This is a genomic window from Proteus sp. FZP2095, assembly GCF_023701425.1.
Classification (GTDB): Bacteria; Pseudomonadota; Gammaproteobacteria; order Enterobacterales; family Enterobacteriaceae; genus Proteus; species Proteus cibarius.
Genome location: NZ_JAMQBJ010000002.1, coordinates 376615 through 391039 on the forward strand (window position 1 = coordinate 376615; position 14425 = coordinate 391039).

Annotated in this window: 14 protein-coding genes; 8 read left to right on the forward strand and 6 right to left on the reverse strand. The window is 35.2% G+C overall.

Annotation, left to right across the window (positions count from 1 at the left end):
• Positions 1-140: 140 nt before the first annotated feature.
• Positions 141-2111 carry a hypothetical protein gene (locus NBG71_RS11900; RefSeq protein WP_250916874.1) on the forward strand — a complete coding sequence of 657 codons (1971 nt, stop codon included), beginning with the start codon at positions 141-143 and terminating at the stop codon, positions 2109-2111.
• A gap of 56 nt (positions 2112-2167) precedes the next feature.
• On the opposite strand, the gene NBG71_RS11905 is transcribed toward NBG71_RS11900, so the two are convergent.
• The gene (locus NBG71_RS11905) at positions 2168-2578 is read right to left on the reverse strand and encodes a GNAT family N-acetyltransferase (protein ID WP_250916875.1); all 411 of its coding nucleotides are present in this window, start codon (positions 2576-2578) and stop codon (positions 2168-2170) included.
• A 111-nt stretch (positions 2579-2689) separates the two neighbouring features.
• On the opposite strand from NBG71_RS11905, the gene NBG71_RS11910 reads away from it, so the two are divergent.
• Positions 2690-3745 (forward strand): AbrB family transcriptional regulator, encoded by a 1056-nt coding sequence (locus tag NBG71_RS11910; RefSeq protein WP_075674119.1) that lies wholly within the window; start codon positions 2690-2692, stop codon positions 3743-3745.
• A 123-nt stretch (positions 3746-3868) separates the two neighbouring features.
• Here the strand turns inward: NBG71_RS11910 and NBG71_RS11915 are convergent, their stop codons facing one another.
• Complete coding sequence (locus tag NBG71_RS11915) at positions 3869-4219, reverse strand: YacC family pilotin-like protein (RefSeq protein WP_075674120.1); 351 nt, start codon at positions 4217-4219, stop codon at positions 3869-3871.
• Between the two features lie 213 nt (positions 4220-4432).
• On the opposite strand from NBG71_RS11915, the gene cueO reads away from it, so the two are divergent.
• Positions 4433-6013 (forward strand): multicopper oxidase CueO, encoded by a 1581-nt coding sequence (gene cueO, locus NBG71_RS11920; protein WP_250916876.1) that lies wholly within the window; start codon positions 4433-4435, stop codon positions 6011-6013.
• A 159-nt stretch (positions 6014-6172) separates the two neighbouring features.
• On the forward strand, positions 6173-6715 hold the full coding sequence (hpt, locus tag NBG71_RS11925) for a hypoxanthine phosphoribosyltransferase (protein ID WP_036932823.1): 543 nt from the start codon (positions 6173-6175) through the stop codon (positions 6713-6715).
• A gap of 72 nt (positions 6716-6787) precedes the next feature.
• On the opposite strand, the gene can is transcribed toward hpt, so the two are convergent.
• Positions 6788-7441, reverse strand: coding sequence for a carbonate dehydratase (gene can, locus NBG71_RS11930; RefSeq protein WP_075674122.1), 654 nt, complete (start codon positions 7439-7441; stop codon positions 6788-6790).
• Positions 7442-8226: 785 nt separating this feature from the next.
• On the opposite strand from can, the gene NBG71_RS11935 reads away from it, so the two are divergent.
• From NBG71_RS11935 to NBG71_RS11950, 4 genes are all read left to right on the forward strand, one after another.
• Positions 8227-9162, forward strand: coding sequence for an ABC transporter ATP-binding protein (locus tag NBG71_RS11935; RefSeq protein ID WP_075674123.1), 936 nt, complete (start codon positions 8227-8229; stop codon positions 9160-9162).
• A complete protein-coding gene (locus NBG71_RS11940; protein WP_075674124.1) occupies positions 9159-9929 on the forward strand; it encodes an ABC transporter permease in 771 nt (256 codons plus the stop codon). Before NBG71_RS11935 ends, NBG71_RS11940 begins: the two co-directional genes overlap by 4 nt.
• 186 nt (positions 9930-10115) lie before the next feature.
• Positions 10116-11348, forward strand: coding sequence for an MFS transporter (locus NBG71_RS11945; protein ID WP_075674125.1), 1233 nt, complete (start codon positions 10116-10118; stop codon positions 11346-11348).
• 87 nt (positions 11349-11435) lie between these two features.
• Positions 11436-11618, forward strand: coding sequence for a DUF2526 family protein (locus NBG71_RS11950; RefSeq protein WP_075674126.1), 183 nt, complete (start codon positions 11436-11438; stop codon positions 11616-11618).
• 100 nt (positions 11619-11718) lie between these two features.
• Here the strand turns inward: NBG71_RS11950 and htpX are convergent, their stop codons facing one another.
• The 3 genes from htpX to NBG71_RS11965 all read right to left on the reverse strand — a co-directional run bounded on the left by htpX (position 11719) and on the right by NBG71_RS11965 (position 14425).
• A complete protein-coding gene (gene htpX / locus NBG71_RS11955; protein ID WP_075674127.1) occupies positions 11719-12684 on the reverse strand; it encodes a zinc metalloprotease HtpX in 966 nt (321 codons plus the stop codon).
• Between the two features lie 76 nt (positions 12685-12760).
• Entirely contained in the window at positions 12761-13321 is a 561-nt protein-coding gene (locus NBG71_RS11960; protein ID WP_075674128.1) for a LemA family protein, read from the reverse strand.
• A gap of 285 nt (positions 13322-13606) precedes the next feature.
• Positions 13607-14425 carry a dimethyl sulfoxide reductase anchor subunit family protein gene (locus tag NBG71_RS11965; RefSeq protein WP_250916877.1) on the reverse strand — a complete coding sequence of 273 codons (819 nt, stop codon included), beginning with the start codon at positions 14423-14425 and terminating at the stop codon, positions 13607-13609.

Sequence of the window (14425 nt, forward strand, 5' to 3'; positions counted from 1 at the left end):
TTCTATTTTTTGAGTCTTATAATATGTCGTATTTTTATTGAAAGTAGTTTGCTGATTATTATTGTGTGATTTTTATAAATCGAAAAAAATAAAAGGAATAAAATATGTTATAGCTGATTTTAATAGATGGGAGATAAGATATGATCGATTTAAATAATATAAGTAATTTTGAGAGGAAAATTTCGTTTTCAACTAAGCGTGATTTTTTCAATAACGACAATTTAACTATTACGAAAAATATAAAAAAAATTTCAAATACAGAAATTGAGTTTAATTTAGTTAAAAAAATATTTAGTGGAATAAAAAGATTGTCAACATTATTATTTGTAAGTCAAACCGGTAGGATAGGTATTTCAAATAGAAAGGAAAATGTTGAAAAATGCCAAGAAACTATCAGTTTATTACAGGAGAAATTAAATAAAAATAATATTGATTTAAATAATCTAAATTTAGAAAAAGAAAATAATAATATAGCTTTGAAAAATGATTTGGAAGTAGAGCAAGATTCTGATTTAAAAGAAGAAAAGAATGGATTAAATCAAAAATTAATCGATATGACTAAGCTGAGTGATAGTTTACTGAAAGAAAGGGAAAAAATAGATTTATTTATTACTCTTATTAAAAATGAAAATAGTAAGTTTAAAGATAGATATAGTTTTTTTAATTATTTAAATGAATTACAACGAGCAGAATATTTTTGTCGAAAGTCCAATGATGAAACTGAAAAAAAAATTGCAGACGTATTTGAAAATATTTTAAAAGAAAGACTCGGACGAGTAAAAGGAAGTGATATTAAAAAAATATATAATGAAATTATTTCGACCTATCAATTTGAATCAGCTTTTTTAGATGAAAGAGAAAAAGGAAATATTTTATCTAAATTTTCCACAAGTGAAAATAGAGAAAAGTTTCTTTCTAAAATTAACTTTTTAGTTTTATTATTAGTGAATGATCCTAAAATAATGAATGCTTGTTTTAATAAGGTAATGCTAAATAATCTACTCAATATCATGAGCATTATTCTTGGTGAAGGTAACAAAGGAAATAAAGTCGATAGTTTTTTCGATCAAATTAAAGATGCATGGATACCTAAATACATGAATGAGTTTTATGAAAGTAAACGAACAGAGGCACCAACATCAACAGAGGCATCAACATCAACAGAGGCATCAACATCAACAGAGGCATCAACATCAACAGAGGCACCAATATTAGTAGATGTATCAACATCAACAGATTTAGAGGATTTGGATAGTTTAAGTGATTTTGATACCTCAATTAATTCAGATGAAGAAACTGATTTTGATACCTCAATTAATTCAGATGAAGAAACTGATTTTGATAATACTGAATTGGAACAAAAGCTTCAGAGCGATCGGATATCTAGTTTTGGTGTGTTAGAAGGTGATTTTAAAGGTATAATTGAGCATAGTAATAGTGATTTAATATATTTAGATGAACTACAAGATAATGTTAAGGATATAATTGAGCATAGTAATAGTGATTTAATATATTTAGAGGAACTACAAGATAAATATAAAGTAACTAAAAAAGATATTTTAGATGAGCAAAGTTCACGCAATTTAAGTAATTTAACCAAAGAGCTCGAAGAATCACTTAATATAGGATCTCAGGCAATAAAAGAAAATCCTATCTATGAAGCAATACAAAATATTATAACTAGTTTATTTGAAGTAAACACACTCGCTGAAATAGGTTTTTCTGCTTCCAGCAATAGTAATGATCTTATCTATAAAGAGAGTATTGAGAATATAAGAATTAAATTAAATACAGCTTGTAGCCAATTATTCAGTGTCGAATCTCAAATTTCATCTGAAGAACCTAAGAAGACAGAGAGTGATGAAAAATTTCAAGTGGCTATTGAAAATGTTCTTGGCAATCTTCAAGGTTTAATTAATTTTATTGATAAACCTATTTTTGACGAAAGAGCTATGGCTCAGTTAAAAATAAATATGATGAATGTAATTCACAATTCAATTAATAGTCTAACTATCTCTAATTTAGATAAAAAAGTTGAATCTTTAGATAGTGTGTCTAATTTAATTAATGGATTTATTGAAAATCTTAGTAATGAAATTAATAAACTGTAAGAGATAGAGTAAACTATTTCTCGTTAATAAGTATCATGAAATTAGAACATGAAAATCTATAGTGCTTTCCTTAAATAATATTTTTTATCACTCACAGGATAGTTTTCTAGGGTGCCAAATATCTCAAATCCCTGCTTTTGGTAAAAAGGCAGGGCTTGAAAGCTAAAGGTATCGACCTCAGCATATTTGGCTCCTTTTTCTTTTGCTGTATTTTCCATTGTTTGCAGTAATTCTGTACCTATGTTTTGTCCACGATAGGCTTTATCTACCCATAAATAGCGAATACGTAACCAATTTCCTAAAATATCTCCTGTGATCCCGCCTATTTTTTTACCGTTATCTTCCTTAAAAACAGCCAATGGTGAGTATTGTTCCATCTGAATATAACGAAGGTTGTGGGTTAACAATCCTTCATAAATTTCATTGATCTCATTTGGTGTTGGATTTGTAGTAATTTTTAACGACATAATCGGCTCTTAGTATTAAGAAAAATAATAATAACATTATCACTATTTGTTTATTAAATATTTATATAAATGCTAGGATAAAACCATAATTAAAAAAACGGATCACACAACATGTTGTTTTTAAAAACTCTACCCGGTATTTTGTTTTGTGCATTAATAGGTGGTGTTCTTACTCTTTCAGGCTTACCCATGGCACTGATGTTTGGGCCTATTCTCGTCGTTATTATCGCTTATCGCTTTAAATGGGAGCTTGCGGTTCCTAAACATACATTAACCTTTATTCAACTCACGTTAGGAACTTCAGTTGGTTTAATGTTTAACCAAGTTCATTTAGGTAGTGCTGATAATTTAATTATTCTATTACTCACTCTTGTTGTTTGTTTAGCCATTCAGTTTTTTGTGAGCTACTTTTGGTTCCACCGTCATATTGGTTGGACGAAAGAAGAATCAATGCTTGGGGCAGTGCCCGGTGCGATGGCTGCTATTTTAGCATTAACAGATCATACAAAAACGCCCCCTCAAAAAATAGTTATTTCTCATACTATTCGTTTAATGGTGTTGATTATTATGGCGGGTTTTATTGTGGGATCAGATAAAGCCAATATGCCAGAGTTCACTATACCTGAAATAACGCTAGTTTCATTATTGTGGTTATTATTGATTGTGGCTTTAGGGTTAGGTTCAGGGCTTTTATTGCAGAAAATCCGATTCCCTGCACCCTTTATGTTAACGTCATTAGGTAGTGCGATACTGATCCAATCGTTTGTTAGCGAATCCATTGCTTTTCCCATGTTACTTAATGAATTGAGTATGGTTTTAATTGGGATGAATATCGGGGCACATTTTGTTGTTTTTCCACTTTCATCATTAATTAAGAATGCCTTTTCTTCTGTTCAAGTGGTTATTATTAATGTGATCCTCACGGTGATTGTTGCGTGGGGGGCGGCTTATTTAACAGGGGTTCCTTGGGCGACTTTAGTATTGGCCTGGGCGCCAGGAAGTATGGAAGCTATGACATTTGCTGCGATAACGATGAACGTAGATGCGGCTTTTGTTATGTCGAATCATATTTTTAGAATGCTGATTATTCAAAGTATTCCATCAGTGGCTCTGTATTGGAATGAATATAAACAGAAGAAAAATAATCAGAACAAAAAAGAAGAATAAAATATAAAAGGGATAATTTTGTTTTTTTGATAACCTCTATTTAGTTGCCGATATTGAAAAACAAGCATGCTATTTCAAGAGGTTATCTTATTCTATCAATCCAATTGTGGCTTAATAGGGGCATTAATAGTTTAATAAACTGAGAGATTTATTAGCTAATAATTGGCATTTTTTATTGTGTGATACTTCAATACCTTTTAGATCATTGTAGCTATCTTCATTTAATTTGCTCATCGGTAACGTTGAGTAATTACTCACATCCCATTGTTGTGAGCGAGAAAAGACCATTAAGGCTCTTTCAATTTTAGATTTTGATATTTGCTCATAACCACAATCTTTATTTAAAAAAAGGTAGATGGCGGTTAAATCAGCCAAGTCTTCTGCTTGTGTATAAGTTAACGCCTTTGCACTCGAAGAAAAAAACAGAGTAAAAGAAAGCGTTAGTGTGCAGAACAAGGCGAACATTTTTTTCATTAGGTGTGCTGTTCCTTTGTGTGATGATTTAGCAAGTTTTGTTATTTGGCTTAATGTAGTTAAAAGTTTTGCAAAGACCCGCTGTTTTGTTGGGTTTTAAATTGACCTTCCAGTAAGGGGAAACTTTAGCATTGGTAATAGTTTACAAAACTTCTTGATTCATCTTATTTCGATAAATACAAAATAATTTGTTTTTATTCAAAGGAATATATTATGCAACGTCGCGAATTTTTAAAATTAGGCGCCACATTAAGTGCTGTAACATTATTACCAAGTTGGAGTCGCTTTGCGTTTGCCCAAAGTAACACGCCTTCATTGGCTATTCCACCTCAAATTACCCCCGATGCCCAACAAAAGATTGTTCTGAATATTCAACAAGGTATTTCTAAATTTATACCTACCGCGAATACCACTACATGGGGCTATAACGGTAGTTTATTAGGCCCAGCATTGAAACTTAAACGTGGTCAACCCGTCACAATTAATATCAATAACCAATTACCAGAAACGACAACGGTTCACTGGCATGGACTTGAAATCAGTGGTGAAGAAGACGGTGGCCCACAAGCAATGATTGAGCCAGGAAAATCTCGTACGGTCACTTTCACACCCAATCAAGCTGAATCAACATGTTGGTTCCATCCTCATACTCATGGTGTTACTGGACAGCAAGTTGCCATGGGGTTAGGGGGATTAGTGATTATAGAAGATGATGAAACCGCAAACCGGAAATTGCCTAATCGTTGGGGGGTTGATGATTTACCCGTTATTTTACAAGACAAGCGTTTAGATAGTGATGGGCAAATCGATTATCAACTCGACGTAATGAGCGCTGCAATTGGTTGGTTTGGCGATATGATGTTAACCAATGGCGCTATTCAACCACTGCATATTGTCCCAAAAGGTTGGGTTAGATTGCGTTTCTTAAATGGCTGTAATGCACGCAGTTTAAATCTTGCGACAAGTGATGGCAGACCAATGTATGTGATTGCAAGTGATGGTGGATTACTCGCAGAGCCTGTAAAAGTGACTGAATTACCGATCTTAATGGGAGAGCGCTTTGAAGTTTTAGTGGATACCTCTGATGGACGCGATTTTGATATTGTCACTTTACCTGTTCGTCAAATGGGGATGGTTTTAGCACCATTTGATAATGTATTACCAGTGTTACGTTTATTACCTTCTGCAGAAAAAGGGCAAGGTTTGTTACCTGAGCAATTGGCGCTTATTCCTGCATTACCCGTATTAAGCAATCTTTCAACGCGTACATTACATCTGCGTATGGATATGCGTTTAGATATGCAAGGTATGATGCTATTAACAGAGCGTTACGGCGATAAAGCACTAGCAGGTATTCATCATGGAATGAGTCATATGCGTCAAGGTAACGGTAGTGGCATGATGGGCGGTGGAATGAATTGCGGTCATGGCAATGGTGATTTAGATATCTATAATGCCAATAGTATCAATGGTATTCCATTCTCAATGACTGAACCTGCATTTGATGTGAAACAAGGCGTTTATGAGCGTTGGGTTGTTTCTGGTCGTGGTGACATGATGTTACATCCATTCCATGTTCATGGTACACAGTTCCGTATTTTATCTGAAAATGGTAGAGCACCAGAGAAGCATCGCCAAGGTTGGAAAGATATCGTAAAAGTTGAAGGGCAATTTAGCGAAATTTTAGTGAAGTTCGACCATTTGGCCACAAAAGCACATCCATTTATGGCGCACTGTCATTTATTAGAACATGAAGATACTGGAATGATGGCGGGTTTTACTGTTAGCAAATAATCAATCACTGTAAAAATTATTAATATCAGTAAGATAAATTAATAAAGGGCATGAAATTGATATTTTGTGCCTTTATTTTCATTAAATCAGATCGTCGCATGATGAAGGAAGTTCTGGTACAATCGATTGCTTTCCCCGTTAACCCAATCGAAATTAATCATGAAACATATTGTTGATGTCATGATCTCTGAAGAAGAGATCAAACAGCGTATTGCTGAGCTAGGTCGTGAAATCACAGAACATTACCGCCCACGTCAAGGCCAACATGATCTTGTCTTAATCGGCTTGTTAAAAGGTTCTTTTATTTTTATGGCAGATTTATGCCGTGAAATTGACGTGAACCATGAAGTCGATTTTATGACTGTATCAAGTTACGGTAATGGTATGACGTCAACACGTGACGTTAAAATTATTAAAGATCTCGATGAAGATATTCGTGGTAAAGATGTTCTGATTGTTGAAGATATTATCGATTCAGGTAACACCTTAAATCGTGTTAAAGAGATTCTAAGCTTACGTGAGCCCGCTTCTATTTCTATCTGTACTTTATTGGATAAACCCTCTCGCCGTGAAGTGGATGTTCCTGTTGAGTGGATTGGTTATTCCATCGAAGATAAATTTGTTATTGGTTACGGCATTGATTACGCACAGCGTTATCGTCACCTACCTTATATTGGGCATGTAACATTATTAGATGAGTAATTTATTTACTTAAAATAGCAGTTAAAAACCCGCTCTAGGCGGGTTTTTTGTTATTTAATCGAACGTATCTTATTAACGTGGATGACTCAATTTTGCCATTGCTTGACGATAAGAAAGTTCAAGTTTCTCACGGCTATCAGAGGTGACATCAAGATCGTGTAGTTCACCGTTATTTAAGCCGTAAACCCAACCGTGGATCATCACTTTTTGCCCACGTTTCCATGCGGCTTGCATAATCGTTGAATGGCCTAAGTTATACACTTGTTCAATAACGTTTAGTTCACAAAGTAAGTTTAATCGTTCTTGTGGAGCTAGTTCACCTAACATAGAACTGTGTTTGTACCAGATATCACGGATATGCAGTAACCAGTTATTGATAAGTCCCAATTCAGTGCCTTCAATAGCGGCTTCAATACCACCACAACCATAGTGACCACAGACAATAATATGTTCAACTTGTAATACATCAACCGCATACTGGATCACAGAAAGGCAGTTTAAGTCAGTGTGAATGACTAAGTTTGCCACATTACGGTGAACAAATAAGTCACCCGGTGCTGCGTTGATTAATTTTTCTGCTGGAACGCGGCTGTCAGAGCAACCAATCCATAAAAAGTGAGGTTTTTGGCCTTTACAGAGATCTTTAAAAAACTGAGGATTTTCTTCAGTAACAGATTCTGACCATTGCTTGTTATTGGCTAACAGCTCTTCAATTTTTCTCATCATGACGTGACTGCCTGTAAATTCGGTTTCCCACCATTTGCGCTGACAGTACGCCAACACGAAATAGCTCTTGTGTTATTGTTGGATGCGATAGATCCATTAAGAAAGGGTATTTTTATACCATTACTTTTGAATTAATCAGAGGGCTTTTTTAAAGCCAAGTGACAGATAATTGCTTGTAATTTTTCGCTTTCAAATAAGATAGATCTTTTTATAGCATTTGTTTAATTAATTTATCAATACATTCTTTGATGTAAATCAAATGTGTAAAAAGATAACCGTTTGTTAAGCCAGCCATTGTGTTATTCAAAAATAGAACCCCATAAAAAATTTATAAATAAATCTTATATTTATGGTTACTCACTTTATTATTACACTGAAAATAAATTTGATAAAAAAGAATAAGTATCATTGATTGATATAGTAAATGACGAGATAATATCCATCAGTAAACTTGAGAAACAAAGGCAATTATTTTATTGGTATCAATTAGGCTAAATGATTGCACCGAGGGATAAATTTATTAAAACATCAGAATATTCGTAAGAAATAAAAGAACCAGGGCCTTGACAGTTAATTTTCTTTCTCTCCATCTCTTATTCTTTATTATTGTAATAGTTAAAAAATATTTATTTATTCGTTTGTGTCATAAGCTCTAAAACGGTTTATTTGGCACCGAATATTCTCTAGAATAACTTATTCCATTTTATTCTTTAAACTAAGCTTATTTTCTGATTTCAGCTCAGTTAATGCTGAATAATGCAGTTGATAAAAGGTAATTCCCACATATGACGTATGCATTGGAGTTAACGGAGTTAACGAAAACTTATCACAATGGCGTAAAAGCGCTAAAAGGAATTGATCTCACCGTTGAGGCTGGCGATTTTTATGCTTTATTGGGCCCTAATGGCGCAGGCAAATCGACCACGATTGGTATTATTAGCTCTTTAGTTAATAAGAGTAGCGGTAAAGTCAAAGTATTTGGTTATGACACCGATACCGATATGGTCAATGCAAAACGTCAATTAGGATTAGTGCCACAAGAATTCAATTTCAACCCTTTTGAAACCGTATTACAAATTGTACTCAATCAAGCCGGTTATTATGGGGTACCTCGTAAATTGGCATTAGAACGTGCCGAAATTTATTTAACCCAGTTAGATTTATGGGAAAAGCGTGAAGATAGAGCACGTTTTTTATCTGGGGGAATGAAGCGCCGTTTAATGATTGCGCGTGCATTAATGCACCAACCTAAATTACTTATTCTTGATGAGCCTACCGCTGGCGTTGATATTGAATTGCGTCGCTCAATGTGGACGTTTTTAAAACAATTAAATGCTGAAGGCACTACCATTATCCTAACCACACACTACTTGGAAGAAGCTGAAATGCTGTGTCGGAATATTGGTATTATTCAACGGGGCGAGCTGGTTGAGAATACCAGTATGAAAGGGCTATTAAGTAAATTAGAGTCTGAAACCTTTATTTTAGATCTTGCGCCAAAAAGCCCATTACCTGAATTACAAAATTATCAATATCGCTTGGTTGATACATCAACATTAGAAGTTGATGTTAAAAGAGAGCAAGGACTAAATAGTGTTTTTGCTCAGCTTAATGCACAAGGTATTCAAGTGTTAAGTATGAGAAATAAAGCCAACCGTCTTGAAGAATTATTTGTTCACTTAGTTAATGAAGAGCATACAGTAGAAGGAGAGAGGGAATGATTCAGCTGTATTGGGTAGCCCTCAAAACCATTTGGATTAAAGAAGTTACTCGTTTCGGTCGTATTTGGGTACAGACATTAATTCCACCCGTAATAACTATGTCTCTCTATTTCGTTATTTTCGGCAACCTGATTGGTAAACGAATTGGCGATATGGGCGGTGTCGATTATATGCAGTTTATTGTTCCTGGCCTGATTATGATGGCAGTGATAACAAACTCTTATGCGAACGTTTCTTCTTCTTTCTTTGGTGCGAAATTTCAACGTAGCATTGAAGAATTATTAGTTTCACCAGTACCAACGCATGTTGTTATTGCCGGTTTTGTTGGTGGTGGTGTGGCTCGTGGTATTTGTGTTGGTATATTAGTGACCTTAATTTCACTATTTTTTGTGCCTTTAGAAATACATTCTTGGACAATGGTCGTAGTGACATTACTGATGACCTCAATTGTGTTTTCTCTCGCTGGATTATTAAATGCGATTTTTGCGAAGACCTTTGATGATATTAGTATTATTCCAACCTTTGTTTTAACACCATTAACCTATTTAGGTGGCGTATTCTACTCACTTTCACTATTACCTGAATTTTGGCAAGGTGTATCCAAGCTTAACCCAATTGTTTATATGATTAGTGGTTTCCGCTACGGTTTTCTGGGCATTACAGATGTCTCTTTAACCGTAACGATTAGTGTTTTGTGTCTTTTCATTGCCGTGTTTTACGTTATTGCATGGTATTTAATTGAAAAAGGCCGAGGTTTAAGAAGCTAATCAAAAAAGCAAAATAGAAAGTTATAAAAGTTGAAATCGGTATCTTATTTAGAGATACCGATTTTTTTTAGCTATTTTTTCAGCATAAATGTTAATTTTTATTTAAATTATGATTTTGCTATTAACAAAGAGATTTTTCTTGTTTAGTATACTAAACACTTTGGCAGGGGATAAAAAGGAAATGTAATGACAACGGCAAGCCAAACAGGTAAAGCACCTGAGGCAATCTCTCGTAATAAGCTTTTATGTATTGCAGGTATGGGGTGGACTTTTGATGCTATGGATGTCGGATTACTCGCATTCTTACTCACGGCATTAAAAGAAGATTGGGGATTAACGGCATCACAATTGGGTTGGATTGGTAGTGTAAATTCAATCGGAATGGCTGTTGGTGCTTTTGTGTTTGGCATTATGGCTGATAGAAAAGGGCGCAAACCCGTATTTATCTTTACTTTGTTACTGTTTAGCTTAGGTTGTGGGTTAACGGCATTAGCAAGCTCTTTGATGGTGGTACTTGTTTTACGTTTCTTTATTGGAATGGGATTAGGTGGCGAATTACCCGTTGCCTCAACGCTTGTTAGTGAAAGTGTTGAAACCCATGAGCGAGGCAGAGTTGTTGTTTTATTAGAGAGTTTTTGGGCTGTCGGTTGGTTAATTGCAGCGTTGATTGCTTACTTTATTATTCCTGATTATGGCTGGCGTATGGCGATGCTATTAAGCGCATTACCTGCGGTATATGCTCTCTATTTACGTTCAAAGTTACCTGAACCTACTTCATCACATATTTCACAGAAAAAAACACGTCTATCGATTCGACAATCAATGGCATTAATTTGGTCACCACAATATCGTCGTTCAACGCTAATGTTATGGATCTTATGGTTTTGTGTCGTTTTCTCTTATTACGGTATTTTCTTGTGGTTACCAAGTGTTGCCATGTTAAAAGGCTTTAGCTTAATTAAGAGCTTTCAATATGTGCTTATTATGACTTTAGCGCAGTTGCCTGGTTATTTTACGGCGGCGTGGTTAATTGAACGCTATGGGCGAAAGTTTGTTTTAGTGACTTATTTAGCCGGAACGGCCATCAGTGCTTATTATTTCAGCGTGGCTGATTCAACGGCAACATTACTTATTTTCGGTATGTTGTTATCGTTCTTTAATTTGGGCGCTTGGGGGGCTTTATACGCTTATACGCCAGAACAATACCCCGATGGAATTCGGACAACAGGAGCCGGAACTGCAACAGCAATAGGACGTATTGGCGGAATATTAGGGCCTTTAATGGTGGGATATTTGGTTCAATATCAATTTGCAATAAGCTCAATATTTCTGATTTTCAGTTTTTCAATAGTGATTGGAATATTAGCGGTGATGTTATTGGGACAAGAGACAAAAAATAAGCCACTTAACTCAATTTAATCCTGCTTTGTGCGACTAAAAATATAGAATTTCTCTTTCTTGTAATATGATAGCGGTTAAGATTTTTATGAGAAAAAGGAGATCACGATGTCTCATTATAGTGAAATGGTGAAACAGGTTGATGACGCTATTGCTACAACCAGTATTCAAACCATGAATGAACTTTTAGTGGAATTAGGTAAAGATAAAACGATTGAATTTCCACTGCGTTATGAGCAACAAGAGCGTTTACGTACCGCTATTTTTCATCACGGTGAAAAACAGCGTTAATCGGATTGTTGCTAAGAAATAAGAATTAAAAAAGCGTTTGAACCATATTGATAAACAGGGGAAAACGCTTTTTTCTTTTGACTGCTTTGTATGATACGAATTAAAACGTCTTTCGACCTTCTAGCACTGCGATCCTATTTTCAATGGAAGGGTGTGTTGAAAAAAATGAGTCCCCTTTATTAAAAATAAAAGCAGCTTTACGGTAAGCTCGTCCCGTCGAACCATCTTCAAAGTTTTCAGTGTCATGCTGTGCTGAAATTTTCTTTAGTGCATTAATCATCGCTTGATTATCTTGGGTTAAATCAACCGCCGCAGCGTCTGCCATATATTCGCGAGTTCGGGATAAATAGAAATAGAGTACCTGTGTAATGATCGGCAAAATAAAGTTTAGAATAATTAAAATCAGTCGAGCTTTACTTGCTGCGTCATTACTTTTACCACCTCGATTACCTGAGGCAATATATAAACGACTGCCAAAGATATTTGTTACCGTCAAAATAACGTTGGCTAATATGCCAACATATAATGTCAGTCGTGAATCACCATGAATAATATGTCCTGTTTCATGAGCTAATACAGCCTGTACTTCTTGGCGATTAAGACGACTTAATAAACCCGTTGTTACACCAATAAAGGCATTTTTCTCAGACCAACCGGCTGCAAAAGCATTGGCTTCAGGTGTATCAAGAAGATAGAGTTTAGGAATGTAGCCCAGAGTTGCACTTAAACTAAGCTCTTCAACAATATTGAGTAATTGGCGCTCTTGTGCATTTAAGGTGTCATCAGGGCTAATTAATCGCGCGTTCATCCCTGTAAGCATGATTTTATGCCCTTTAAAATGAATAAAGATAAGCAATAAAATCGAAATAGCGAGAATAATTAATGTGGCAATGGGAAGAGATTGAAACGTCAGAAATGCCCACATATTATCGATCAGATCTAAATAGGGATTTGCGCCGATAGCCGTATCCACCAGCAAACCGATCATAAGCATTAAGAGCAAATATGTTGCTATAACAAAACGAGTTCGAATAGCATTTTTTCGTAGAACATTTCTGAAATCCATTAGTGACTCCAAACAGCACCGTTAAGTGCTGTTTTTATCAATCTAGAAGTAATAACTATCTCTTATTACTATAAAATTAATCGAAATTAATGCGACGCGCTTCTTCCGTTTTAATGGTTCCTTCATCAAGACGCCAGTACTCTTTATCAATAACAAGGCTTGGGAAAATCTTGACGATAAAGACTGCAGGGATAGAAGCGATGAAAGCGCGATATTGTTCTAAAGTGCGGTTATAGCCGCGCTTTGCAAAAGAGAGTTTATTTTCTGTTGAAACAATCTCTTCTTGTAAATTTGCCATGATGGTGTCGGATTTTAATTCAGGGTAATTTTCAACCGCAACATTAATGGCACCACTTGAGACAATTTTTGATAATTCATCTTCAGCTGCTTTGGCTTCTTTGGTATTTGCGCTTTGAGTTTGTGTTCTTAATTCAGTAATTTTAGTAAAGACTTCAGATTCATGGCTGAGGTATTTTTTTACGGTAGCTAATAAGCTGTCAAAGACTTTGCCACGACGATCTAATTGTACTGAAATTTCAGTTTCACTTGAGATAACCGCTTCACGCATAGAGATAATACGGTTGTAATAATAAAAAATAAGACCCAATAACGCGATGGTAATAATTAATCCAGTCATGCGAAGCGCTCTCTTTTCCAATAGTAAACAGGTAATTGTATTACATCATTAAGGTTAATTTTGCCTATTATTGATAAAGATAGCTAGATGATTATTTCATCAAAGATAAAAAGAGTACCGATAAAGCAAAATCAATAATATTAGATAAGATAAAAAAGCCCCGAATAAATTCGGGGAAAAATTAAAGGTAATGTTAAGGTAAATAAAAATATCAAGTGAAATATTGGGGAAGGTTCTGAGTTAAATAAGCGTGTTAAGTGACTATTTAACTCAGAGATAAAACACTTAGAACCAAGGCGCTTGAGACATTACATTGCCATAAAACAGCATTCTTCCGGTGATTTCACCGCTAAAAAGCATCAAAATAGTGATAACAGAGAGCGATGCTTTGCTAAATGAAGCACTGTGAGACAACGTAATAATACAAATACCCACAATCAAACTAGCAATGACTTGCCACCACAATAATAGGCTTGTCACATCTGCACCAGGTACTTGCGCTCGCATAACTAATCCCACAAACACTAATAAGGCGCCGATAAATGTTCCTATTTTTAATGAATTGCTAATGGCTTTACCTTGTAAACGTAACCAAGGGATCATTGAGCCAAAACCAAGTAGCAACGCTGTACCAATAAAGCTAATTTGTGTTGCTGGTGTATGCCATAACGGATGTGCTTGCATTTGGTAATAGATTTGTGCTGTAACCAAGATAATAGGTAAACCAATCACACCACAAAACAATCCAATCAAACTATTACGACGAATAGCATTAGGCTGTACCCAACTTGCTAATGCCCATAATGAAATCAATCCATTAAGCATAACGAAAGCAATTGCTTCACGGCTTAACCAAGAGTGAGCAATACCTAAAACAGAACGATAAGCACCAAGTGGATCACCTAAGTGTCCCATTGACATTGATGAGCCCACAACTTCAATTAGCCAAATCAGTGCAATGGTTGTTCGTAATGCTTTGGTACTTAGCATTGCAGCGTTTTGAGATTGGTTTTGCCATTGATACAGTGAAAGCGCTAATACTGCACCAATGCCCCATTGACTCATTACCGTAAACAGGACTAACGGCAGTTGATAATCATGCAT

Bases quoted from the DNA above. Each gene is read 5' to 3' on its own strand.
- NBG71_RS11935 (WP_075674123.1), top strand. From the start codon at position 8,227: ATGACGTATGCATTGGAGTTAACGGAGTTAACGAAAACTTATCACAAT.
- NBG71_RS11915 (WP_075674120.1), bottom strand. From the start codon at position 4,219: ATGAAAAAAATGTTCGCCTTGTTCTGCACACTAACGCTTTCTTTTACT.
- NBG71_RS11900 (WP_250916874.1), top strand. From the start codon at position 141: ATGATCGATTTAAATAATATAAGTAATTTTGAGAGGAAAATTTCGTTT.
- hpt (WP_036932823.1), top strand. From the start codon at position 6,173: ATGAAACATATTGTTGATGTCATGATCTCTGAAGAAGAGATCAAACAG.
- NBG71_RS11950 (WP_075674126.1), top strand. From the start codon at position 11,436: ATGTCTCATTATAGTGAAATGGTGAAACAGGTTGATGACGCTATTGCT.
- NBG71_RS11910 (WP_075674119.1), top strand. From the start codon at position 2,690: ATGTTGTTTTTAAAAACTCTACCCGGTATTTTGTTTTGTGCATTAATA.
- NBG71_RS11965 (WP_250916877.1), bottom strand. From the start codon at position 14,425: ATGCATGATTATCAACTGCCGTTAGTCCTGTTTACGGTAATGAGTCAA.
- NBG71_RS11940 (WP_075674124.1), top strand. From the start codon at position 9,159: ATGATTCAGCTGTATTGGGTAGCCCTCAAAACCATTTGGATTAAAGAA.
- NBG71_RS11905 (WP_250916875.1), bottom strand. From the start codon at position 2,578: ATGTCGTTAAAAATTACTACAAATCCAACACCAAATGAGATCAATGAA.
- htpX (WP_075674127.1), bottom strand. From the start codon at position 12,684: ATGGATTTCAGAAATGTTCTACGAAAAAATGCTATTCGAACTCGTTTT.
- NBG71_RS11945 (WP_075674125.1), top strand. From the start codon at position 10,116: ATGACAACGGCAAGCCAAACAGGTAAAGCACCTGAGGCAATCTCTCGT.
- cueO (WP_250916876.1), top strand. From the start codon at position 4,433: ATGCAACGTCGCGAATTTTTAAAATTAGGCGCCACATTAAGTGCTGTA.
- NBG71_RS11960 (WP_075674128.1), bottom strand. From the start codon at position 13,321: ATGACTGGATTAATTATTACCATCGCGTTATTGGGTCTTATTTTTTAT.
- can (WP_075674122.1), bottom strand. From the start codon at position 7,441: ATGATGAGAAAAATTGAAGAGCTGTTAGCCAATAACAAGCAATGGTCA.